At 65.5% G+C, this 20,848-nt stretch carries 15 protein-coding genes, 1 tRNA gene and 1 pseudogene; 9 read left to right on the top strand and 8 right to left on the bottom strand.

Annotated features, from left to right (window positions below; genetic code table 11):
- Positions 1–48: 48 nt before the first annotated feature.
- Positions 49–1,455 (bottom strand): macrolide 2'-phosphotransferase, encoded by a 1,407-nt coding sequence (locus AC4D2Q_RS01255; protein ID WP_490944378.1) that lies wholly within the window; start codon positions 1,453–1,455, stop codon positions 49–51.
- 141 nt (positions 1,456–1,596) lie between these two features.
- On the opposite strand from AC4D2Q_RS01255, the gene nudC reads away from it, so the two are divergent.
- Positions 1,597–2,559: an NAD(+) diphosphatase gene (gene nudC, locus AC4D2Q_RS01250; RefSeq protein ID WP_490944376.1), complete on the top strand. Its 963-nt coding sequence runs from the start codon at positions 1,597–1,599 to the stop codon at positions 2,557–2,559.
- Positions 2,556–4,673, top strand: a complete 2,118-nt coding sequence (locus AC4D2Q_RS01245; protein ID WP_490944374.1) for an ATP-dependent DNA helicase UvrD2 — start codon at positions 2,556–2,558, stop codon at positions 4,671–4,673. The genes nudC and AC4D2Q_RS01245 overlap by 4 nt, the downstream gene beginning before the upstream one ends.
- Here AC4D2Q_RS01245 and AC4D2Q_RS01240 read toward each other — a convergent pair.
- From AC4D2Q_RS01240 to AC4D2Q_RS01230, 3 genes are all read right to left on the bottom strand, one after another.
- Positions 4,670–5,044: a hypothetical protein gene (locus AC4D2Q_RS01240; RefSeq protein WP_490926580.1), complete on the bottom strand. Its 375-nt coding sequence runs from the start codon at positions 5,042–5,044 to the stop codon at positions 4,670–4,672. The two genes, AC4D2Q_RS01245 and AC4D2Q_RS01240, sit on opposite strands and share 4 nt — an antisense overlap.
- A 222-nt stretch (positions 5,045–5,266) precedes the next feature.
- Entirely contained in the window at positions 5,267–5,839 is a 573-nt protein-coding gene (locus AC4D2Q_RS01235) for a hypothetical protein (protein ID WP_490944372.1), read from the bottom strand.
- A gap of 97 nt (positions 5,840–5,936) precedes the next feature.
- Positions 5,937–6,728, bottom strand: coding sequence for an ANTAR domain-containing protein (locus AC4D2Q_RS01230; protein ID WP_490944370.1), 792 nt, complete (start codon positions 6,726–6,728; stop codon positions 5,937–5,939).
- A 135-nt stretch (positions 6,729–6,863) separates the two neighbouring features.
- Between AC4D2Q_RS01230 and AC4D2Q_RS01225 the strand changes: the two are divergent.
- A pseudogene (locus AC4D2Q_RS01225) lies at positions 6,864–7,040 on the top strand (manganese catalase family protein); the annotation flags it as partial.
- A gap of 45 nt (positions 7,041–7,085) precedes the next feature.
- Here the strand turns inward: AC4D2Q_RS01225 and AC4D2Q_RS01220 are convergent.
- Complete coding sequence (locus AC4D2Q_RS01220; RefSeq protein ID WP_490944368.1) at positions 7,086–8,156, bottom strand: ThiF family adenylyltransferase; 1,071 nt, start codon at positions 8,154–8,156, stop codon at positions 7,086–7,088.
- Between the two features lie 136 nt (positions 8,157–8,292).
- Here AC4D2Q_RS01220 and AC4D2Q_RS01215 point away from each other — a divergent pair, with 136 nt between their 5' ends.
- Positions 8,293–8,979: a M48 metallopeptidase family protein gene (locus tag AC4D2Q_RS01215; protein ID WP_490944366.1), complete on the top strand. Its 687-nt coding sequence runs from the start codon at positions 8,293–8,295 to the stop codon at positions 8,977–8,979.
- Between the two features lie 49 nt (positions 8,980–9,028).
- Here the strand turns inward: AC4D2Q_RS01215 and AC4D2Q_RS01210 are convergent, their stop codons facing one another.
- Positions 9,029–10,477, bottom strand: coding sequence for a zinc-dependent metalloprotease (locus AC4D2Q_RS01210; RefSeq protein ID WP_490944364.1), 1,449 nt, complete (start codon positions 10,475–10,477; stop codon positions 9,029–9,031).
- A gap of 296 nt (positions 10,478–10,773) precedes the next feature.
- Here AC4D2Q_RS01210 and AC4D2Q_RS01205 point away from each other — a divergent pair, with 296 nt between their 5' ends.
- From AC4D2Q_RS01205 to AC4D2Q_RS01190, 4 genes are all read left to right on the top strand, one after another.
- The gene (locus tag AC4D2Q_RS01205) at positions 10,774–11,916 is read left to right on the top strand and encodes a YlbL family protein (protein WP_490944362.1); all 1,143 of its coding nucleotides are present in this window, start codon (positions 10,774–10,776) and stop codon (positions 11,914–11,916) included.
- Positions 11,917–12,147: 231 nt separating this feature from the next.
- On the top strand, positions 12,148–15,150 hold the full coding sequence (locus tag AC4D2Q_RS01200; RefSeq protein ID WP_490926589.1) for a UPF0182 family membrane protein: 3,003 nt from the start codon (positions 12,148–12,150) through the stop codon (positions 15,148–15,150).
- 66 nt (positions 15,151–15,216) lie between these two features.
- Positions 15,217–15,293, top strand: a tRNA-Met gene (locus AC4D2Q_RS01195).
- Positions 15,294–15,450: 157 nt separating this feature from the next.
- Positions 15,451–16,074, top strand: coding sequence for a DUF6328 family protein (locus AC4D2Q_RS01190; protein ID WP_490944360.1), 624 nt, complete (start codon positions 15,451–15,453; stop codon positions 16,072–16,074).
- 72 nt (positions 16,075–16,146) lie between these two features.
- Here AC4D2Q_RS01190 and AC4D2Q_RS01185 read toward each other — a convergent pair whose 3' ends face one another.
- Positions 16,147–16,887, bottom strand: a complete 741-nt coding sequence (locus tag AC4D2Q_RS01185; RefSeq protein ID WP_490945688.1) for a PspA/IM30 family protein — start codon at positions 16,885–16,887, stop codon at positions 16,147–16,149.
- Between the two features lie 102 nt (positions 16,888–16,989).
- Positions 16,990–19,029, bottom strand: coding sequence for a TPM domain-containing protein (locus AC4D2Q_RS01180; RefSeq protein WP_490944357.1), 2,040 nt, complete (start codon positions 19,027–19,029; stop codon positions 16,990–16,992).
- A 396-nt stretch (positions 19,030–19,425) separates the two neighbouring features.
- Between AC4D2Q_RS01180 and AC4D2Q_RS01175 the strand changes: the two genes are divergently transcribed.
- Positions 19,426–20,847, top strand: coding sequence for a S1C family serine protease (locus AC4D2Q_RS01175; protein ID WP_490944355.1), 1,422 nt, complete (start codon positions 19,426–19,428; stop codon positions 20,845–20,847).
- Position 20,848: the final 1 nt, after the last annotated feature.

Here is a 20,848-nt window from a genome sequence, read left to right as displayed (position 1 = left end):
TGGAGGGCGGCCTGTTCGGGGGAGGCCTGCACAGGGGGCAGGCCGCTCCTACTTCCTCTTCTTCAGCCGCCCTGATTTCTTCGAGAAACCGGATTTCTGCGCCTTGGCCGTGCCGGACTTCCCGTTCGGGTCCAGCTCCTGGGTACCTGCTGCGGCGCTTGAGCCCTCGGATGAAACGGCGACGACGGCGATCGCGCCGGTGTCTGCGGCATCCGGGGATTCCGAGGCAGGCGCGGCTTCAGCACCGGCCGGATCTTTGCCGCCGGACTCAGCGGAGCCTGCCGGGGCGTCATCAATGGGCATGACGCTCACCCGGGTGGACACCGCGCACACCCCCGCGCTTACGGAAGGCCTCTTGGTCGGGGCGGGATGGGTCACCGGCAGCACAACCGAAGGAGCGGCGGCGGACGCGGAAAGAGCAGCAGCGGCACGAATGGCCTCCTCGGCCGCCACCCTTTCTGCTTCGGCGGCTTCGGCGGCTTCGGCGGCGGCCTCAGCGGCGGCTGCCGCTGCTTCCTCCGCCTCGATCTTCTCTGCAGCTTCCTGCTCCAGGATGTCCGCCTCGAGGGTGGCGAGCATTTCCTCGGCCTCGGCAATCATGGTGGAGTTTTCAGCAGCCACGCCGCGCACCAGCCACTGAGCCAGGGCAAACTCCGCGGACAGGGCGGCACGGCGCATCAGGTGCGGGTCCGGCGCTTCCGGGCGGGCCTCGTTGTAGGCGGCATGGACCGCGTCGGTAAAGGCCGGGTCATTGGCGGCAATCAGCCAGGCGAAGTCGTCTGCGGGGTCTCCGATGCGCAGATCCGTCCAGCCGGTAACGGCGCTGATCCGACCGTGGGAGACGAGCAGGTTGTCCTCATGAAGGTCGCCGTGAACCACGGAGCACTTGAAGCGCCACAGGGTGACATCTTCCAGGGCATGTTCCCAGCGCCGCAGCAGCACAGCCGGGATCTTGCCCGTGGTGGCGGCCTGGTCCAGCTCGTTGAGTTTGCGCTGCCGGAATTCGTTCGCGGAGTAGCTGGGCAGGTCGGCGTCGTGCACCAGATCATGCGGCAGGCTGTGGATGGCAGCCATCGCCCGGCCCACTTCCCGGGGCAGCGTTCCGCTCTCCGCCACCAGCGAATCAATGTCGCGGGTGGAGCCGGGCAGGTGCGAGTACACAAAGGTGCACAGATCACCCTGCCGGACTGTCCCGGCCACATGCGGGAGGGCAAACGGCAGCTCTGCGCGCACCGCAGGCACAAAGGCCCGGAGCACCAGCAGCTCGGTTTCCAGCCTCATGCTGGCGTCAATGTGCTTGGGGGAACGTACCCGCCATTGCTTTCCGGCGTCGTCAACCAGGACAGCGGAGTCAAAGTCCGCGGCATCGTCGGGGGAGCCGGCGACGCCGGTGGGGGCCAGCCCGGAGACGGCGGCGCTGGCCAGTGCGGCCAATTCCATGGGGGTGCGTTTCACATCTTCAACCGTAGAGGTACATGTGGTGCGAATAACCATAGGCTGGCGGCGAGTCGCCGGATGCGTGAGCAATAACTCAGGCTGGGCAGGTAGCGGAAGTCCGACTACAGGTTGTTGGCCGCAAGTCAGTACGGTAGAGATATGAGCAGCCCAGCACCGGTAGCAGTTGTACCCCCTCTTGGAATTTTGCCGCTGGCCCGCACAGCGGTGGACCGCGGTTCGGACCGCCGCGTGGCAGCGGACCTGTTCGAGCAGATCCGTGCGAACCCCTCCACACGCGTTATGTACATGGCCGGAGGCAAGGCCCTGATCAGCAACACCGAGGTGGTGCTCGGTTCCGTGGCGCACAGCGGCTTCGGGGAGGTGCCCGTCTATCTGGGCCGCACCCTGGCTGACGCGCAGGAACCGGCCGGCACCGACGTCGTTCTGGTTACCCTGGACGAGGAAGATCCGCTGCTGGAGACCGACGGCGCCCGGTGGGCGTCGCTGCGCGAAGTCGCCGTCCTGCTGGGCGAACTGGATGCGGCCTTGTTTGTCGAGGCCGCCGCCATTTCCAACTGGCACGCAGCCCACACCCACTGCCCGCGCTGCGGTGCCGCCACCGTTCCGGAGCAGGGCGGCTGGGTCCGCCGCTGCCCCGAGGACAACAGCCAGCACTTCCCCCGCACCGACCCGGCCATCATTGTTGCCATCACCGACCCGCAGGACCGCATCCTGCTGGGCTCCGCGGCGGCTTGGAAGGGCAACCGCTACTCGACTCTGGCGGGCTTCGTCGAGCCCGGGGAATCCCTCGAAGCGGCCGTCATCCGCGAGGTCGCCGAAGAATCCGGGCTGACCGTCCACTCGCCGCAGTATCTGGGATCCCAGCCCTGGCCCTTCCCCTGCTCCCTGATGCTGGGCTTCACCGCCCGCACCGAGGACGCAGAAGCCACCCCGGACGGCGTCGAAATCTCCGATGTGCGCTGGTTTACCCGTGAGGAACTGGGAACTGCCGTGGCCAGCGGCGAGATCACCATCGCAGGCGGGATTTCCATCGCCCGGAACCTGATCGAACGCTGGTACGGAGGACCGATCAGGGAACCGGAGCTCGAGGCGCAGGCATGAGCCCAGACTCCGTTGAAGCCCGCATCCTCGCGGGACTGGATGATGAACAGCGTGAAGTAGCCACTTCCCTGACCGGGCCGCTGTGTGTCCTTGCCGGTGCCGGAACAGGCAAGACCCGGGCCATCACGCACCGCATGGCGTACGGCGTGCACACCGGGGTCTACAAGCCCCAGCGCGTGCTGGCAGTGACGTTCACTGCGCGTGCCGCCGCGGAAATGCGTACCCGCCTGCGCGACCTGGGTGCTGGAGGCGTCCAGGCCAAGACGTTCCACGCTGCCGCGCTGAAGCAGTTGCAGTATTTCTGGCCGCAGACCGTGGGCGGGCAGCTTCCGGACCTGCTCAGCCACAAGGCCCAGTTCATTGCCGAAGCAGCCCGGCGCCTGCGGCTGTCCACGGACCGCGCCGCCATCCGCGACGTCGCAGCCGAGATCGAGTGGGCGAAGGTGTCCATGCTGACCCCGGAGAGCTATGTGTCCGCTGCCAAGGGACGCGATGCCCCGGCCGGCTTTGACCTCATCACCATCTCCCGCATCTTCCAGGCCTATGAAGACGTGAAGGTGGACCGCAACGTCATCGACTTCGAGGACGTCCTGCTGATCACCGTGGGCATCCTCCAGGAAGATGAACGGGTCGCCGCCACGGTGCGGGACCAGTACCGCCACTTCGTGGTGGACGAGTACCAGGACGTGTCCCCGCTCCAGCAGCGGCTCCTGGACCTGTGGCTGGGCGGACGCGACGAACTGTGCGTGGTGGGCGACTCCAGCCAGACCATTTACTCCTTCACCGGCGCAACGTCCAAGCACCTTTTGGGTTTCCCGTCGCGGTTCCCCAACGCCCCCATCGTCAAACTGGTGCGGGACTACCGCTCCACGCCCCAGGTGGTGGGGCTGGCCAACCGCATCCTGGCCGCCCGCACCGCCGAGGGCGAGCGCTCGCGCTTTGCCCCGCCGTGGCCCAAACCGCTGGAACTCATTGCCCAGCGCCCCGCAGGTCCCGAGCCCACGTTTACGGAATGCGCCGACGACGACGCCGAGGCCGCCTCGGTGGCCGAACGCATCAAGGTGCTGATCAAGGACGGCGTGCAGCCCGCGGAGATCGCCATCCTGTTCCGCACCAACGGACAGTCCCAGGCCTATGAACAGGCGTTGGCCACGGCCGGGATCGGCTACCAGCTTCGCGGGGGAGAGCGGTTCTTTGCGCGGCGCGAAGTGCGCGACGCCATGCTGCAGCTGCGCGCTGCATCACGCTCCGTGGGCAACGACCCGGTGCCCCAGCTGGTCCGCGACATCCTGGCCTCCCTGGGCTACACCCCCGAGGCTCCGGCCGGCGGCGGGGCGGTGCGCGAAAAGTGGGAATCGCTGGCGGCACTGGTGTCCCTGGCCGACGAACTCACGACCAACCGCACGCAGGACCCCGACGCGATCTTCACCCTGATGGACTTTGTCGCCGAGCTCGACGAACGTGCCGCCGCCCAGCATGCTCCCACGGTCCAGGGCGTTACGCTGGCATCCCTGCACTCCGCCAAGGGCCTGGAATGGGATGCGGTGTTCCTGGTGGGGCTGAGCGAGGGGCTCATGCCGATTTCCTTTGCCGACACCCCCGAGGCCGTGGATGAAGAGCGGCGCCTGCTGTATGTGGGCATTACCCGTGCCCGGGAACATTTGTGCCTTTCCTGGTCCACTGCACGCACCCCGGGCGGGCGGGCCAACCGCAAACCGTCCCGGTTCCTGGACGGCCTGCGCCCGCAGACCACCCGCGACCTGCAGCGCAGCGCCGCTCCCAAGACACCGGCACGGCGCAAATCCAGCGGTCCGGCCAAGTGCCGCGTTTGCGGAACCCTGCTCACCACCGGTGCCGAGCGCAAGGTGGGCCGGTGCGGGGAATGTCCCGTGACCTACGAAGAGAGCACGTTTGAAGCGCTGCGGGAGTGGCGCAGGGAGGCGGCGTCGGAAGCAGGTATTCCCGCATTCGTGGTGTTCACGGACGCCACCCTGGTGGCGATTGCCGAGGACCGCCCGCCGTCCCTGAACCGGCTGGCCACTCTTCCCGGTGTTGGACCCTCAAAGCTGGAGCGCTACGGCGAGGCCGTGCTGCGGGTGCTGGCGGACAATTAGCCGGGACGCTGGTCCTCGCCCGGGTTCGAGCCGCGGCCGCGTCCGTAGCCCTGGTCCTCTGCGGATTCCGGGTGCCTGCGGTCTTCCAGCGGATGCCCGCCCGCCTGCGTGCGGGCGACGTCGGCACCGTACGGCGCGCGCGGACGCGGCGGGAGCTCGTCGATGAGCTCGTTCGCGGCATGGGCGAGGATGTCCCGCTGCAGCGGAGGAAGCGACAAAGAGCCGTTGATGTAGGCATCGACTTCGTACTCGCCCACAATGCCGCCGAGACTGACGTACTGCATCCACACATCGGGCACGCACAGCCGGGCGTCGTCGAGCGCTTTCTTGAGCAACTGCCGCTGCTCCGGCTCAACTGCCTCGAAACCCATCTTCTGCCCCTAGCCGCGCTGTCGTTTCCCAACGCTCTTGATGACGTGCTCTGAGACGCTGTGCAGGGAATATCCGCTGCTGCGTCACCGAACATCAAAGACTCCTTCCCCCAAAGGAGTAACCTTTGAGCGCTCCGGTGATGTCCTCCGGATGGATCATGGGGACCGGATCAACGAGGCGCTCAGCACAAATCTTAACCCGGTCCCGGGTGCCGGGCCAGCTTACGGATACTCATGGTCGTAGATCTTCGTGGTGCTTTGGCCTGCACCGGGTCCCGTGCGACGGGCCCATTCCCCGCACAGCGCGCTGTACCACTCGAGCGCGAAGGCAGATGGATGATCTGAATCCAACTGGTGAAAAACCCGGTCCGTCAGGGCCTGCAGGGTGTGCTGAGGAAGGGCTTCCAGGGCCTCGGTGTCCAGCGGATCCGACGGCAGGTCCATCCACGACAGCGCAGAGGGGCGGTGGGCGGGGAAAAGCTCCTGGTTCACCTGGTGACTCCGCGGGGCCGTCTTCGGTGCTGGGCATTGGGGTAGAAGATCCGGACATTTCACGAAGAGTTCGGACTTGCCGAAGCCGGTGCCGCTGCGCAGAAAAGCAACAGCTTCCCGTTCGATGTGCCGTGCCCGTGTCAGGTCAACCGTGATCCGGTCCCGGTGGAGAAGGGCAGCGGCTTTTTGAATGATGTTCGGCAGGGCCTGGCAGCTTTCGGCCGTCAGGCAGCCCGATACTTGCAGGACCGCCGCTGCGAGGTCGGCATCAAGCTGGACGAGGACATGCAGTTTGTGTTCCACGGGTCTCCAAAAGAAGAGTTCCTGGGCACACTGCTGAGCCTCTGCTCCTAGGGTAAAGGCCCGAGCTTGGCGGGAACAAATCGGAAGGACGGGTGCGTCAGAAATCGAAGTGTGTCCGTGGTGCTCGTTCGCCCACTGAGGCCACCAAAAGCGCCGCCAGGTCCCGGAGTTTCATGTTGCGGCGGCTGCAGGCGGACCGCAGGATGGTGAAGGCTTCGTCCTGGCCGCAGCGGTTCTGTCCCATCACAATTCCCATGGCCAGATCGATGGTGGTGCGGGACTCCATGGCCGCCCTCAAGTCTGAGGACTGTTCCTCCCTTGATGCCAGGCGTGCGGCGATGCGGAGCGGCTTGAGGATCCGGCGGGCGTACGCCTCGGCGCGGGAAACGGTGCCGGCATCGAACCGGTTTGGCCGGGCCGAGTACAGCGTGAGCCCGGCACATCCTTCGGTATCGAGATTCAGGGGAACGAAGATCAGGGAGCGCACGCCAAGCCGGTGCGCGACGTCGGTGTAGGCACCGCCGGCGGGGTCGTTCCAAAGGTCGGATATGTGCACAGTGGACTCTTGGCTCACGGCTGCTTTCGCCGGTCCCCGTCGAAAGGCATACTCCAGCTTTTCGACGGACGGGGGCGGCTCGCTGCTGAACCCCATGCAGACGGGCTTACGGTCGCGGAGCAGGGCTATGGCGGTGAGTATCGGGTCGGTGTCCGTCGAAAAAATCTCTGATGTGAGGACGGCGAGCCGATGCAGGAACTCCGGAACGGTGCAGCTCGAGAGAATGACGTCTTCCAAACGGTCCAGCAAGAAGCTGTCCAGGGTCTCGGATGATCCGGTATGGCTCTCCGTCGAATGCCTGACCTCTGTAGGGGTCCCCTGCAGGTGATTCATTTGGTGGTCCTCCCCACCCTCGATGCTATTGCCAAGTTTGCTTATTGCTTATCCGGGTTGGATTCCAGCACTGGTCCGGTGCAGCCGCCAGTGACGTCCCGGCCAATGACCGGGCCTGATCTGCGGAAGTGAACAGTGTTTTTTCATAAGCAGGAACTTCAGTTCAAGGCAACGCCGGATGAGCCGGATGCCGTCTGCGCACGCAAGCTTCAGGAAGTGCTCGGCGGACAGCACGGTGAAATTACCGCAGCAATGCAGTACGGCTTCCACTGCTGGAATTCGCACCTGCCCGGCAAGTACCAAGATCTATTTTAAGGGATTGCGGCTGGGGAGACGGAGCATGCGGAGATGCTCGCGCTAGGAGGCCCGGGCCGGGGAACCCTTCTGCTGCAGCCGGCAGCCGCAGCCGGGGTGGAATGAGAGCTTCTTGAACCCGATGTACCCGTCCGCCGACCGCAGCACAAGTACGGCCGACCACACGGCGGGCTGGACGACGCCGTCCAAATAGGCCAGGGCCTGGGCGGCTGCGGTACCGGCGGCCACAAGCGACCCGGAGGTTTCCTCTCCCTCAGGTGCCGCCTCGGCCGATTGCCGGTTGAGGGCGTCGGCGGCGGAGTACCAGGTGGTGTCGCCGTCGGCCAGTTGCCGTTCCAGGCACTCCAGGCAGGGGGTCAGCCCCGGGACAACAAGCGGACCCACGTCCACCCCGGTTTCCTGGACGGTGACGGTCAGCTGCGGATGCTCCCGTGCCGGCACGCCTTCCCTCCGTCCGGCCAGAGGCGGGTTTCCCACGCAAATGGCCAGATCCAGGTGCATGGTCTGCACGCCGGGGCGCCGGACTGGATTGGTCAGGACCTGGACCGTGGGATCCACCCGGTAAATGTGCCGTTTGACGGCCTCGGCCCTGCCCATGCCCAGATCGGTGAGGGAATAAGCGGGTCCGAGGTCTGAGGGAAGGACTATCCCGGGGTCCGAGAGCATCAGCGTGCCCACCCCTCCTGAGGCAAGGGTGCGGGCGAGCAGCGCCCCGGTGCGGCCGAGCCCGCTGACTTCAACGGCGGCGCGGGCGCGGCGCCGGATCAGCGCGGAACCGTTCACTGAGTACGCTGCCGAGAGCCGGTCAGCGTCCGCGGCGAGGCGTTCGGCCCGCAGCGCCGGCACCGGTGCTTCGCCCGTTTCCGGTGTGTCCGGAAAGGGCAGCAGGACCGGGGAGAGGGCCTGTGTCAGGGCGTGCGCCCGCTGCGGAGGAACGGCGCACCGGCGGGCTTCGGCGGCCTCCGTTCCGTCGTTAAGTCCGGTGCGCAGGGCGGCAAGGAACGCAAGATCGGTTTCCTGCAGTCCGCGCAGGATCAGGGCGTTGGGCCCCAGTCCGTATTGCCGGATTGAGTCTGAAACCTCCAGCACATGAAGTCCGGGATTGATCCGCATGGAAACCTCCAAAGTGGAAATCCGCTCTGCAGCAGGCGGGAGGGGCCTGCTGAGCCATCTTGGCACGCGTTCCGGAGCGGGCGTGTGGTTATCCACAGGTGCCCGGGTCCGCCGTCGCCTCGCCTAGGGTTAAGTCATGTCTTCGCAAGATGCACCCCGCTCGGCACAACGCAGGCTCCACCCCGGAGGGAGTGCGGTGCCGTCGGTTACCAGCACCGGCATCCCCATCGAAGTGCGCCGGTCGGCCAAGCGCCGGCGTACGGTGAACGCCGCCTTCCGGGATGGGAAGGCAATCATTTCGATTCCGGGCCACTTCACGAAGGCCCAGGAAGCGGAATGGGTCTCTCGCATGGTGATGCGCCTGGAGCAGCGCACGGCTCCGGCACGGCTGCCCGATCCGAAGGACCGTGCCGGCGAACTTGCCGAGCGCGCGGCTGAATTATCCCGGCAGTATCTGGGCGGGGCTGCCCGGCCGGTATCGGTGCGTTGGGTGAGCAACCAGAATTCGCGCTGGGGTTCCGCCACACCGGCCCGCGGCACCATCCGGTTGTCGGACAAGCTGCAGGGAATGCCCGGCTGGGTGGTGGACTATGTGCTGCTGCACGAACTGGCACACCTGATCGAAGCGTCCCATTCAGCCGCGTTTTGGCGGTTGCTGGAGGCCTATCCGCAGACCGAAACCGCGAAGGCCTATCTCCAGGGGGCGGCCTTTGCCTCCGCACGCGGGCTGGAAGGCACCATGCAGGAGGACCAGGGCGCCGAAGAGGCTGGAGCAGAAGAGGCGGGCGCAGAAGAGCCGGGTGCAGAAGAGCCGGGCGACTAGCTTTCGCTCGCCGCCCGGCTCCTCACACAGCGCGCCCGTCCGGGAGCGGTTAGGGCTTGGGTGTCTCGCCCTCGCCGGACGGGTTTCCGTCTTCGCCGTTATCCGGGTCCTCGTTCGAGCCCTCTTCCGGTGTTTCCCCGGCAGCGGCCGGATCTTCGGCGGGGGTGTCGAAACCGCCCTCAAGCAGGCGCTGCAGTGCCGCATCGACGTCGGAATCCGATGCCTCCAACAGCTCGCGCCGCTTGCTGAAGCCCTGGGGATCATCCAGGTCCTTGGACGTGGGCATCAGGTCCGGGTGCTCCCAGACGGCGTCGCGTCCTTCGATGCCCCGTTCCTCACGCAGCTGCGACCACAGAGCTGCGGCATCCCGGAGCCGGCGCGGGCGAAGCTCAAGGCCCACCAGGGAGGAGAAGGTGTGCTCGGCGGGTCCGCCGCTGGCACGGCGGCGGCGGATCATCTCCCGCAGGGCGCCGGCGGAGGGCAGATTCACGGTGGCGGCGGCGGTGACCTCGTCCACCCAGCCCTCCACCAGGGCCAGCGCTGTTTCAAGGCGCTCCAGCGCCGCATCCTGGGCCGGGGTGCGCTCCGGCTGGAACACTCCGCCGGACAGGGCTTCCTGAATGGATTCCGGATTGGACGGGTCGAGATCCCGGGCCACTTCTTCAATCTTGGAAATGTCGATGTGGATTCCGCGGGCGTAGCTTTCAATGGCACCGAAAAGATGCGCCGCCAGCCAGGGGGCGTGGGTGAAGAGCCTGGCATGGGCGGCTTCCCGAACGGCAAGGTACAGCCGGATTTCAGTCTCGGGGATGTCCAGGCCTTCGCCGAACTTGGCGACGTTGGCAGGCAGCAGCGCCATGGTTCCGCCCGCCAGCGGAAGGCCGATGTCGGTTGAGCTGACAACCTCTTTGGAGAGGGCGCCCACGGCCTGGCCCAGCTGGATACCGAACATGGCGCCGCCCATGTTGGCGAGCATCGAGGATGCTCCGCCCATCATGGTCTTCATTTCTTCGGGCATCTGGGTGCTGATCGCATTGGAGAGGGCCTGCGAGATGCTCACCGCAACCGGTTCCGTCAGCCTCTTCCAGGAATCCATGGTGGCTTCCACCCACTCGGCCCGGCTCCACGCCTGGCCCAGCGCGGAAGTCGACGCGAAGTCGGTGACCGGATCCAGCCAGAGCTGCGCGATGTGCAGGGCTTCATCCACTTCGCGGCGCTGCGCCGGCAGCACCGAGGGGTCGCTGTCGCTTGCCGCGACGCGGCGCGCGTTGTCCTTGGCGAGCTGCCAGTTGACGGGGCCTTCCGACGGTGCGCTGAACATGGCCTGCACCTGCTGGAAGATCATCGCCATTGCGTTGGGGTCGGAGGGCAGGCCAGCGGCCTTGGCCAGGTCCTGCGGATCCATGCCGCCGGCACCCGCTCCGCCGAAGAGCCGGGCAAGCATCTCAGAAAGCGGATCCTGGGGTGTGTCCCCGGAGTCGGAAGGGTTGGAGCTCATGGATACCACCGGTCCTGTGGAAGATTGACGTGCATTGCGCGGTGCAGAAACCCGCCGTCGGGCGGGGCAGCTGCTCCGGATCATGGACCGCTGGAAGGCGGCCTTGGTTTCCTTACGTTACCGGCCCGCCGGGATGCCTGTCCTGCATTCCCGGTTACGTTCGCTGTTGGCAAAGCGCTCAGGGAGCGCCCTGGCCCGCCCGTCCGGGCATCGCGGACGGTAGGCTGGTGCCAGTGTTCGCCGTGTCGGCCCCCTGCAGGCTGCCGCGGATCCCGCCTCAGAAAAGGGTAGGCCGCTTGCGCCCCTCAAATAATCCGCATGATCCCTCTGCCGCGGGCGCCCCTGCTCCGCTGCAGCCCCGTCCCGCCCGCCGTAGGTCCAGTCCGCGGTCGCGTGCGCTGGTGGTTTCGGGGGCACTGACCCTGGCGCTGGGCGCCGTCGCCGTGTTCCTGCCCGCACCGTATGTAGTGGAGGCACCCGGACCCACCTTCAACACGGTGGGAACGGTGCAAACGGGAGACGGTGAAGACTCCCCCCTTATCAATATTGAAGGGGCCACCACCTATCCCACCGACGGTGAGCTTGACCTGACCACCGTCTATGTTTCAGGAGGCCCGGGCAGTGCCATGAGTTTCCTTCAGGCCGTCGGCGCCTGGCTGGATCCGGAAGACGCCGTCGTTCCCGAGGAATTCCTGTACCCGCGCGGCACAACGGGCGAAGATGTGGACCAGCAAAATGCAGCGGCCATGACTTCATCGCAGGAGGCAGCCGTCGCTGCAGCTCTGCGTGAACTGGATGTTCCCTTCACGGAGGAGCTCGCCGTGGCGGACCTGGTGGAAGGCTCGCCGGCCGCCGGAGTGCTGCAGGCCGGAGACACCCTGGTGCGAATCGGAAACACGGACATTGACGGGATTGACACCCTCCGCGCGGAACTGCAGGACAACGGCGGCGAACCGGTCCAGGTCACGTACCGCCGGGACGGCGCGGAAGCAACGGGGGAGATCACCCCCGTGCTGGGGGACACCGGTTCCTACCAGCTCGGAATCTTCCTCGCGACGACTTTCGATTTTCCCTTCGACGTCACCATTGCCCTGGACAACGTGGGCGGTCCGTCCGCAGGCATGATGTTTGCTCTGGGCATCATTGATCGGATGACTCCCGGAGACCTGACCGGCGGAAAGCACTTTGCGGGCACCGGCACCATCGATTCCGCCGGAAACGTTGGCGCCATCGGCGGCATAGCGCAGAAGATGGTGGGCGCGTCCGACGCCGGTGCCGACTTCTTCCTCGCACCGGCGGACAACTGCGGTGAAGTCGTGGGGCATATCCCGGACGGGCTGGACGTCATCAGGGTGGCTACCCTTGACGAAGCGCGCACCGCCGTTGAAGCGTTGGCTTCGGGATCCGACCCGGCGGGGCTGGCCCAGTGCACAAGCTAGCCTCAGCAGACCGCTTGCTGCGCGCGCGGCCGAGGCACCGAAAGGCTGTCGCCGCGCCGCGCCGCCCATCACGATCGTGAAAAGGTTCTTCCCCAAGGGCACGGCGAGGTGCCCGGCGCAGGGAAGACAAGGCAGAATGAGAGAGCACGGCAACTTGCAAAGAGGACGGAAAAATGTCCTTGGCATTCCTTGCAGGGGCCGTGGACCGACGCACCGAACGATGAGGATACAGTGACTTCCGGACCAAACGGCCCATTCTCCCGACCCAGCCCCGGCGCGGGCGCCCGCCCAAGCAGGCGGCGCGGACCCAGTCCGCTGATCGCCACGCTGATTGTGGTGGCAGTCCTTGTGATTGGATTTGTCTACTTTTCGCAGGTATATGCAAATGTCCTCTGGTACAACCAGCTGGGCTACCTCAGTGTCTTCGTCAAGGAGAACCTGACCCGCATTGTCATGTTCCTCAGTGCCTTCGTGGTCATGGCCGGGTGTGTGTTCCTGAGCATCAGGGCCGCCTACGTCTCACGTCCGGTTTACGCGCCGGACAGCGCGCTCCAGGACAACCTGAACCGCTACCAGGCCCAGCTTGAACCGGTCCGCAAGCTTCTGATGATCGGCATCCCCGTCGTCGTCGGCGGGTTCGCCGGCACCGCTGCCATGTCCATGTGGCAGCAGGCGCTCCTGTTCTTCAACAGCCGCAACTTTGGCCAGCAGGATCCCGAATTCGGCCTGGACTTCAGCTTCTACCTCACCCAGCTGCCGTTCCTCGGCTTCATCGTGGGCTTCCTCATCAGCGTTGTGGTCATTTCCGGCATCGCCGGCCTGCTGACCCATTACCTCTACGGCGGCATCCGCTTGGAGGAAAAGGGCATTTTCACCTCCCGCCAGGCGCGGATCCATATTGCCGTCATCGCGGCCAGCTTCCTGCTGCTGCAGGCAGCGAACTTCTGGCTGGACCGCTATGACACCCTGCTGAGCACCTCCGGGACCTGGACCGGAGCCCTGTACACGGATGTCGAAGCAGTCATTCCCACCAAGACCATCCTCACCGTGGCCTCCGCAATCGTGGCGCTGCTGTTCATCGTTTCTGCCTTCATCGGCCGCTGGCGCCTGCCGATCATCGGTACCGCCATGCTCATCATTACGGCAATCGTGGCCGGCGGCATTTACCCGTGGATCGTGCAGCAGTACCAGGTGAAGCCGTCCGAGCTGAGCAAGGAATCCCCGTACATCCAGCGCAACATTGAGCTCACGCGCGAGGCATACGGTTTGGACCAGACCGAGGTCATCGACTACAAAGCCACCGTGGACGCCAATGCCGGCGCGCTCGCCGCCGATTCGGGCACCACCTCCAACATCCGCCTGCTGGATCCGAACGTCGTCTCTCCTGCGTTCTCCCAGCTGCAGCAGTTCCGCCAGTACTACCAGTTCCCCGAAACGCTGAACGTGGACCGCTATGACGTTGACGGCGAAGTCCAGGACACGGTGATTGCAGTCCGTGAGCTGAACACGGACGGCGTCCCCTCCGGCTGGGTCAACGAGCACATCCTCTACACGCACGGCTACGGCGTTGTCGCGGCCCGCGGATCAACGGTCCAGGCCGACGGCAAGCCCAGCTTCACCGAATCGGGCATCCCCTCCACCGGTGTATTGGGCGACTACGAACCGCGGATCTACTTTGGCGAAACGTCCCCCGACTACTCGGTGGTCGGAGCACCCGAAGGGGCCGATCCGCAGGAAATTGACCGCCCGCAGACCGGCGACTCGGATACCGAGTCCCAGACCACGTTCAGCGGTAACGGCGGACCCAGCATCGGTAATCTCTTCAACCAGCTGGTCTACGCGCTGAAGTTCCAGTCCACCGAGCTTCTGCTTTCGGACGCCATCAACCCCGAGTCCCAGATCCTCTATGACCGGGATCCGCGCGAACGCGTGGAAAAGGTTGCCCCGTACCTGACCGTGGACGGCAATGCCTACCCGGCGATCGTTGACGGCCGGGTGAAGTGGATCGTGGACGGCTACACCACCAGCAAGTACTTCCCGTACTCCACCCAGCAGGAACTGCAGGCCGCCACCACGGACTCCCTGACCACGGGAGCAGCAGCGCTGCCGGCGGACAAGGTGAACTACATCCGCAACGCGGTGAAGGCCACGGTGGACGCCTATGACGGCTCCGTCACCCTGTACGCCTGGGATGATCAGGACCCGCTGCTGCAGTCCTGGCAGGACATCTTCCCGTCCACGCTGAAGCCGTACAGCGAAATGTCCGCGGACCTGATGGCGCACGTGCGCTACCCGGAGGACCAGTTCAAGGTTCAGCGCGAACTTTTGGGCAAGTACCACGTCACCAACGCTGACTCATTCTTCAAGAACGACGACGCCTGGAGCGTTCCGAACGACCCCACGGTCGCGAACTCCTCGGTGAAGCAACCGCCGTATTACCTGTCCCTGCAGATGCCGGGCCAGGACAAGGCAACCTTCTCCCTGACCACGCCGTTCATTCCCTTCGTTTCTCCCAACGGGGAAGCACGCAACGTGCTGTACGGCTTCCTGTCGGCCGAGGCTGACGCGGGAACGGGCGAGGCAGGGGTCAAGAGTGAGGACTACGGCAAGCTGCGGCTGCTCTCCCTGCCGACTGACACCGTGGTTCCCGGCCCCGGCCAGGCCCAGAACCGGTTCAACTCGGACCCGACGGTCTCCAATGCGTTGAACCTGCTCCGCCAGGGTGCCTCCGAGGTCATCAACGGCAACCTGCTCTCCCTGCCCGTGGGCGGCGGCATGCTCTACGTGCAGCCGGTCTACGTGCAGTCCTCCGGTGACGCCTCCTACCCGACACTCCAGCGTGTGCTGGTCAACTTCGGCGAGAAGGTCGGTTTCGCCCCCACACTGGACGAAGCCCTGAACCAGGTCTTCGGCGGAGACTCCGGTGCCATCACCGGAGACTCCCAGAACGTGGGACAGACACCGGACGCCGAAACCCCGGCTCCGGGCGACACCACGGCCGAAGCTGATCTGGCAGCCGCACTGGCAGACGCCGGAGCAGCCATCCAGGAAGGCCAGACGGCGCTGGCAGCAGGCGACTTCGCAGCGTACGGTGCCGCGCAGGACAAGCTCAACGCCGCCATCCAGCGTGCGATCTCGGCTCAGGAAGCCATGGACGGAGCCACCGGAGCCACCGATGGCGCAACACCGGCTCCCACTGAGGGCGCAACACCGGCTCCCACCGAGGGAAGCTAGGACAACTGCTCTCCGGCTGTGAATTTGCAGCTGGAGCCCGCGGCGGGTTAGAGTTAACTAACACGCCGCGGGGTGGAGCAGTTCGGTAGCTCGCTGGGCTCATAACCCAGAGGTCGCAAGTTCAAATCTTGCCCCCGCAACCAAAGGTTGAATCAACCAAATAGTAATAAGAAAAAAATCCCGGTCGGCAGAAATGCCGGCCGGGACTTTTTGTGTGCCGGCACGCTGCCTGCTGCAGTTGCGGCCCCCCGGTTAGCGCGGAGCCATGCCAGAGGCCAAGCCTGTCGCTAGACTCACGGAATGGGAAAGCGGCCACTGCCACCCGGCCCCGGCGATGATCGGGAGCCCGCCGCTGCGGTGCCTGACCGTGCCGGGCAGCAGGCGCATGACCTCGTGCGGCACGCCGCGGCTACAGGCCGCCGGGAAACGGCACTGGAGCGGATCGATCGGAACTGGACGGATCTCCTGCAGGAGCTGCGCGTACTCCAAACCGGGATTCAGATCCTGACGGGCTTCCTGCTCACCCTCCCATTCCAGCAGCGCTTCGCCGATCTATCCCCACTGCAGGTGGGCGTGTATTTGTCCCTGGTGGTCTTGTCGGTGCTGATTACGGCGCTGTTGATGTCCACGGTGGTTATGCACCGGACTTTCTTCCAGCGCCGGATCAAGCCGGAACTGGTCCGCTACAGCGACATCCTGCTGCGCATCACCGTCGTCTTGGTGGGCCTGGTTCTCATCGGTACCCTCGGCCTCGTCTTTGACCTGGTTCTGGGGTCGGGGAGCGGAGCCGTTGCCGCCGTCGTGCTGGCCGTCGTACTGATTCTTCTGTGGACCGTGCTGCCGCTGGGGATCCGCCGCCGTGCCCTTCGCCGCCGCCGTGCCCTTCGCCGCCGCCCGTCCTCATCCGCGCAAATCCTGCCGTGACAAGAAAAAGGGCGGTACTCCCAGGGGAGTACCGCCCGCAATTCCCGGCGCCGGCGAGCGGCGCGGGTGATCCTAGTTCTGTCCGATGGCCGACTGGCCCGAGTCGGAGCCCTTCAGTGCGGCCAGGCGTGCTTCAACCTCGGTCTGCTCGCCCAGGTCCTCCAGGCTTTCGAACTGTGCGTCCAGGCTGGAGGCAGCCAACTCATTGGCACCGCGGACCCGTGCTTCTTCGCGGCGGATCTTCTCTTCGAAGCGTCCCACCTCGGAAGTGGAGTCCATGACGTCGATGCTCTTCATGGCCTCGTGCATCTGGGTCTGGGCGTGGGCGTTGCGGGCGCGGGCGATCAGCTCGTCACGCTTGCTCTGCAGCTGGTTCAGCTTGCCCTTCATCTGATCCAGACCGGTCTTGAGACGCTCCACAATCTCTTCCTGGGAAGCGATCGTGGGCTCGGCGCCCTTGGCCTCGTTCTCGGAGGCCATCTGCCGCTGGATTGCCACCTTGGCCAGATTGTCGAACTTCTCCGCATCAGCGGCATTGCCGGCTGCACGGAACTCATCGGCTTTCCGGGAGGCAGCCAGCGCCTTGTTGCCCCAGTTGCGGGCATTCTGGATGTCTTCGTTGTAGTCATCCTGAAGCATGCGCAGGTTGCCGATGGTCTGGGCCACAGCGCTCTCAGCCTCGGCAATGTTGTTGCTGTAGTCCCGGACCATCTGGTCCAGCATCTTCTGCGGATCCTCGGCCTGATCCAGGATGGCGTTGATGTTGGCCTTGGCCAGCTGGGTGATACGTCCAAAGATTGACTGCTTTACCACGGTGTCTGCCTTTCGGTTTTTGGTGATGAGCCTGCTGAGAAAAACTTTTGTCATTCCTTCACTGAAATTGTTCCGCGATTTTGAAGATCCCCGGGGCAGGGATTAGAAGCTGCTTCCGCCTCCGTCGAAGCCGCCGCCTCCACCTCCGCCGCCAAAGCCGCCGAAGCCGCCGCCGCCCCAGCCGCCTCCTCCGCCAAAGCCTCCACCGCCGCCGCGAAGGATGGAGTCGATGAGGATACCGCCCAGAATGGCGCCGCCGAGGCCGGACCCGCCGCCCCTGCCGCCGTACATGCCTCCGCCGCCGCCCCCGAAGCCGCCGCCGAACCCGTCGACATCCTGCTGGGCCATGTCCGCAGCCTGCGCTGCCAGTGCGTTGGCCTGCTGGGCATAGGCCAGGGCGCTGACCGGATCCGAGGACTGCAGGGCAACAGCCTGCTGGAGGTTGCGCTCTGCCTCGGCGAGCCGGGTGCGCGCCTCAGCGCCGACACCGCCGCGCCTGGCGCGGATGTAGTCGGAAGTTCCGGAGATTTGGGCCTGTGCGGACATCATTGCGTGCTGCAGGGAATCCCGCGCGCGGCGTTCCTGTTCCTGCCGGTCACGGATTCCCTCCAGAGCGGTATCGAGCTGCGCGTTGGCCGTCTCCAGGCGGCGCAGCAGGTCCACCGGGTTGTTCTTGACCGATGTTTCGCGTTCAACAGCCGTAAGCGCGGCTTCCACACCGGCCATGGGGCCCGCCAGTCCGGAATTGGCGCCGCCGGAGGCAAAGGCACGGGCCTGCGCGAGGTCCTGCCTGGCGTCCGCCACGGCACGCTGCAGTTCACCGCGGGCTGAGTCGAGCTCACGGCCCGTCTTTTCGATGGCGTCCAGCAGAACGTTGGTCTGGTGGACGCTTTCCTCGGCTGCGCGCACGGCGACGACGGCGGAGGCGGTGTCGCCCTCGTCGAGTTTCGCCTGGGCTGTTTCTTCGGCGTTGTCGACAAACTCGAGCCGCTGGCGTGCCTGCTCGATGTTGTCGGCAACCTGGGCCAGGGCGGAATCTGCGTAACGCTGCCGCAGCCCGGCCAGCGAAGCTTCGGCCGCATCCAGCCGGCCGGCTGCCTGCTGGGCGTTGCTCCGTGCCGCAGCCAGGGCTGCGGGTGCGTTCTTCTCGAGTTCCCGCAGGGAGTCGAAGTCTTCCTTGTGTGCCTGGAGCGAGGAATTCACCGCTTCGCAACGGCGGATGATGTCCTTGAGCCAGGTGCGCTGCTGTTCCTCGGTGTCCGGGATGTGGTCATCCAGCTGCTGCTGCATCTTGAAGGACTCACTCATATGGTTCTTCGCCGCAGCAAGGTCATCGGTAAAGGTTTTGACGGCGTCGTCGCCGTAGGAGGCCATGGCGAACGCGAGCTCCTGCTCGCTGGATTTGATGGCGTCGTCGGCGGCCACCAAGAGGCTGCCGGCCCGCTTGCGCAGGTCCTCCACACTCATTGAATCCAGCGGGTCCACGGGCTCGCTCACTTCGCTGCGGGCCGGTCCTGCGGTCACGGCTCCCTTGCGGCGGCTGCGGACGAACAGGAACATTGCGCCGCCGCCGAGCAGGATGATCCCGCCGATGAGCACGATCGGAGCGAGGCTTGCACCGGAGGACGAGGAACCGCTTGAACTTCCGCTGCGTCCGGACACCAGCGCGTCCGCCGCGCTGACGGCTGCATCAGCCCAGTCAGCCGAGGTAATGGTCTGCTTGCCGAACAGGGAGTCAGTGGCTGCCGCGATAACGGCGTCGCCCTGTGCCGGGGTCAGGGGGCTGTTGTCGGGGACCGATACGTTGAGCCTGCGGCCGTCCGTGGAGAAACTCAGCAGCACTTCCTGGGAATCCATTCCCTTCTGGGCCACAACCTGGTCACCCCAGGCCGTGGGGTCCGAGGGATTCGTGAACTCATCCACGTAGACGACGTAAAGGGTGTAGCGGCTTTCACTGCGCACCTCGGAGATGGCCTGGGTGACCTCGCTGGAATCCGACCCGAGTACACCGGCCTGGTCCACCAGGAACTGCCCGGGCGGAATGGTCACCGGCGGAACTGCTGAGGCGGCCGTGGCCGGAACCAGCAGCGCCGTGACACTCAAACCGAGCACGGCAGCTAGCCGCTTGGTCTTCAACCGCATAAATTGTCCTCAGGTTCGTAGTGGCCTATGGCTGTTCCGCTGCGTTCCGCCGGGTCCGTTCTTTCCCTTGCGGGACGGACCGGCACTTGGATCGATTCTATGGTTCGCCGCATAGCCAGTCCACCACGTCCGGGGCAGATCAGCTTTCGGCTAACTCTCAGGAACCGTTCAGGAACCTCCAGCACCGGTCACAGAAAGAGCTGTCATAGTTGAGGAAGCACCAGATACGCGGGTACACAGATTTGGAAAGGACAGCACATGTCTGAGCAATACGGAGGCACCGAGGAACCACGGCGTCCACTGCCTCCCACTCCACCTGCCCCGCCTGCATCGTCCGACGGCGGAGCTGGGGGCGAGGCACGCGGGGGCCAGACGCAGCGCATGCCTGACAGCCGCATGCCTGAGAGTTCGGGCCGGCAGGAGCCGACCCAGCCGCTGCCGCCGTATCCCGCGGCACAGGCCCCGGAATCCGCACCGAACCCAGAACAAACCTCCCACACGACCGGCGGCGCCCATCCTGCGGGGGCTTCTGCTCCGCCGGCGTACGCACCCTCCACTTCCGGCAGCGGCTACTCCGGCTACGGCCAGGACCCGTACGGTTCGGGACATCGTCCGGCCCCGGCCGCTCCGGCACGCAGGTTCGGGAGCGGCACCCTGATTACCGGGATGCTGCTGGCAGGATTGCTGGGCGGCGGCGTGGCAGTCGCCGCCGATTCCTGGACGGACAGCGGATCAGCGCCGCAGGGCACCGGCCAGGCGAACACCGTGGTGGTGAATAAAGAAGACAGCGTCAACGCCGTGACAGCCGCCGCGGTAAAGGCTTCGCCGAGCGTGGTCACCATTGATGTATCGGGCGGCGGCAGCTCCGGCACGGGCTCCGGAATTGTCCTGGATGACAGCGGACATATCCTGACCAACACGCACGTGGTCACTCTGGGCGGCACGGTCTCCGATCCGTCCATCGAGGTGCAGGCCAATGACGGGCGCGTCTTCTCGGCAACCGTGGTGGGAACCGACCCGGTCTCCGACCTGGCTGTCATCAAGGTGGATGCCTCCAACCTGACGCCGGCCACGCTGGGGAATTCGGATGACCTCAACGTTGGGGACACTGTCATCGCCATCGGAGCTCCGCTGGGCTTGGCGGGAACAGTCACCGACGGCATCGTTTCCACCCTGAACCGCACGATCAGCGTGCAGTCCTCCGCAGCACCCGAGTCAAACTCGGACGGCGGAACAGGCCAGGATGACAACGGCAACGGCTTCCGCTTTGCTCCGCCGGACGGTTCCAGCCAGAGCCAGAGCACGGCTGAAAGCTCCATTTACCTGGACGTGATCCAGACCGATGCTGCCATCAACCACGGAAACTCCGGCGGTGCCCTGGTGAACACCGACGGCGACATCGTGGGCGTCAACGTGGCCATTGCCTCGGCGAGCGAGGACAGCGGAAGCATTGGTGTCGGTTTTGCCGTACCGATGAGCTACGCCGAGCGGGTGGCGAACGAGATCATCAGCTCCGGTTCGGCAACCCACGGATTCCTTGGCGTTTCAGTTACACCGGCCGCAGCCTCCGGCAGCTCAACCTTCACCGTCGGCGCCGAAGTTGCTGAAAACCCGGCCAGCGGAACCCCGGCCGCCAAGGCAGGCCTGAAGGAGGGCGATGTCATTACTGCGGTCAATGACATCCCGGTGACCGACGCGCAGTCGCTGACGGCCGCCATCCGGATGCAGGCAGCCAACAGCAAGGTGACCATCGATTACACCAGCGGCGGAAGCACCAAGAGCGCTGACGTGACGCTGGGCAACTCAGCCGACCAGTAGG

The organism is Arthrobacter sp. TJ-178, assembly GCF_058269275.1.
Note: the sequence above shows the minus strand (reverse complement) of the source record. Positions and strands in the feature narration are given on the sequence as shown.

Coding starts and splice junctions, on each gene's coding strand:
- nudC (WP_490944376.1), top strand. CDS start 1,597: ATGAGCAGCCCAGCACCGGTAGCAGTTGTACCCCCTCTTGGAATTTTG.
- AC4D2Q_RS01245 (WP_490944374.1), top strand. CDS start 2,556: ATGAGCCCAGACTCCGTTGAAGCCCGCATCCTCGCGGGACTGGATGAT.
- AC4D2Q_RS01240 (WP_490926580.1), bottom strand. CDS start 5,044: ATGGGTTTCGAGGCAGTTGAGCCGGAGCAGCGGCAGTTGCTCAAGAAA.
- AC4D2Q_RS01230 (WP_490944370.1), bottom strand. CDS start 6,728: ATGAATCACCTGCAGGGGACCCCTACAGAGGTCAGGCATTCGACGGAG.
- AC4D2Q_RS01220 (WP_490944368.1), bottom strand. CDS start 8,156: ATGCGGATCAATCCCGGACTTCATGTGCTGGAGGTTTCAGACTCAATC.
- AC4D2Q_RS01215 (WP_490944366.1), top strand. CDS start 8,293: ATGTCTTCGCAAGATGCACCCCGCTCGGCACAACGCAGGCTCCACCCC.
- AC4D2Q_RS01210 (WP_490944364.1), bottom strand. CDS start 10,477: ATGAGCTCCAACCCTTCCGACTCCGGGGACACACCCCAGGATCCGCTT.
- AC4D2Q_RS01190 (WP_490944360.1), top strand. CDS start 15,451: ATGGGAAAGCGGCCACTGCCACCCGGCCCCGGCGATGATCGGGAGCCC.
- AC4D2Q_RS01180 (WP_490944357.1), bottom strand. CDS start 19,029: ATGCGGTTGAAGACCAAGCGGCTAGCTGCCGTGCTCGGTTTGAGTGTC.
- AC4D2Q_RS01175 (WP_490944355.1), top strand. CDS start 19,426: ATGCCTGAGAGTTCGGGCCGGCAGGAGCCGACCCAGCCGCTGCCGCCG.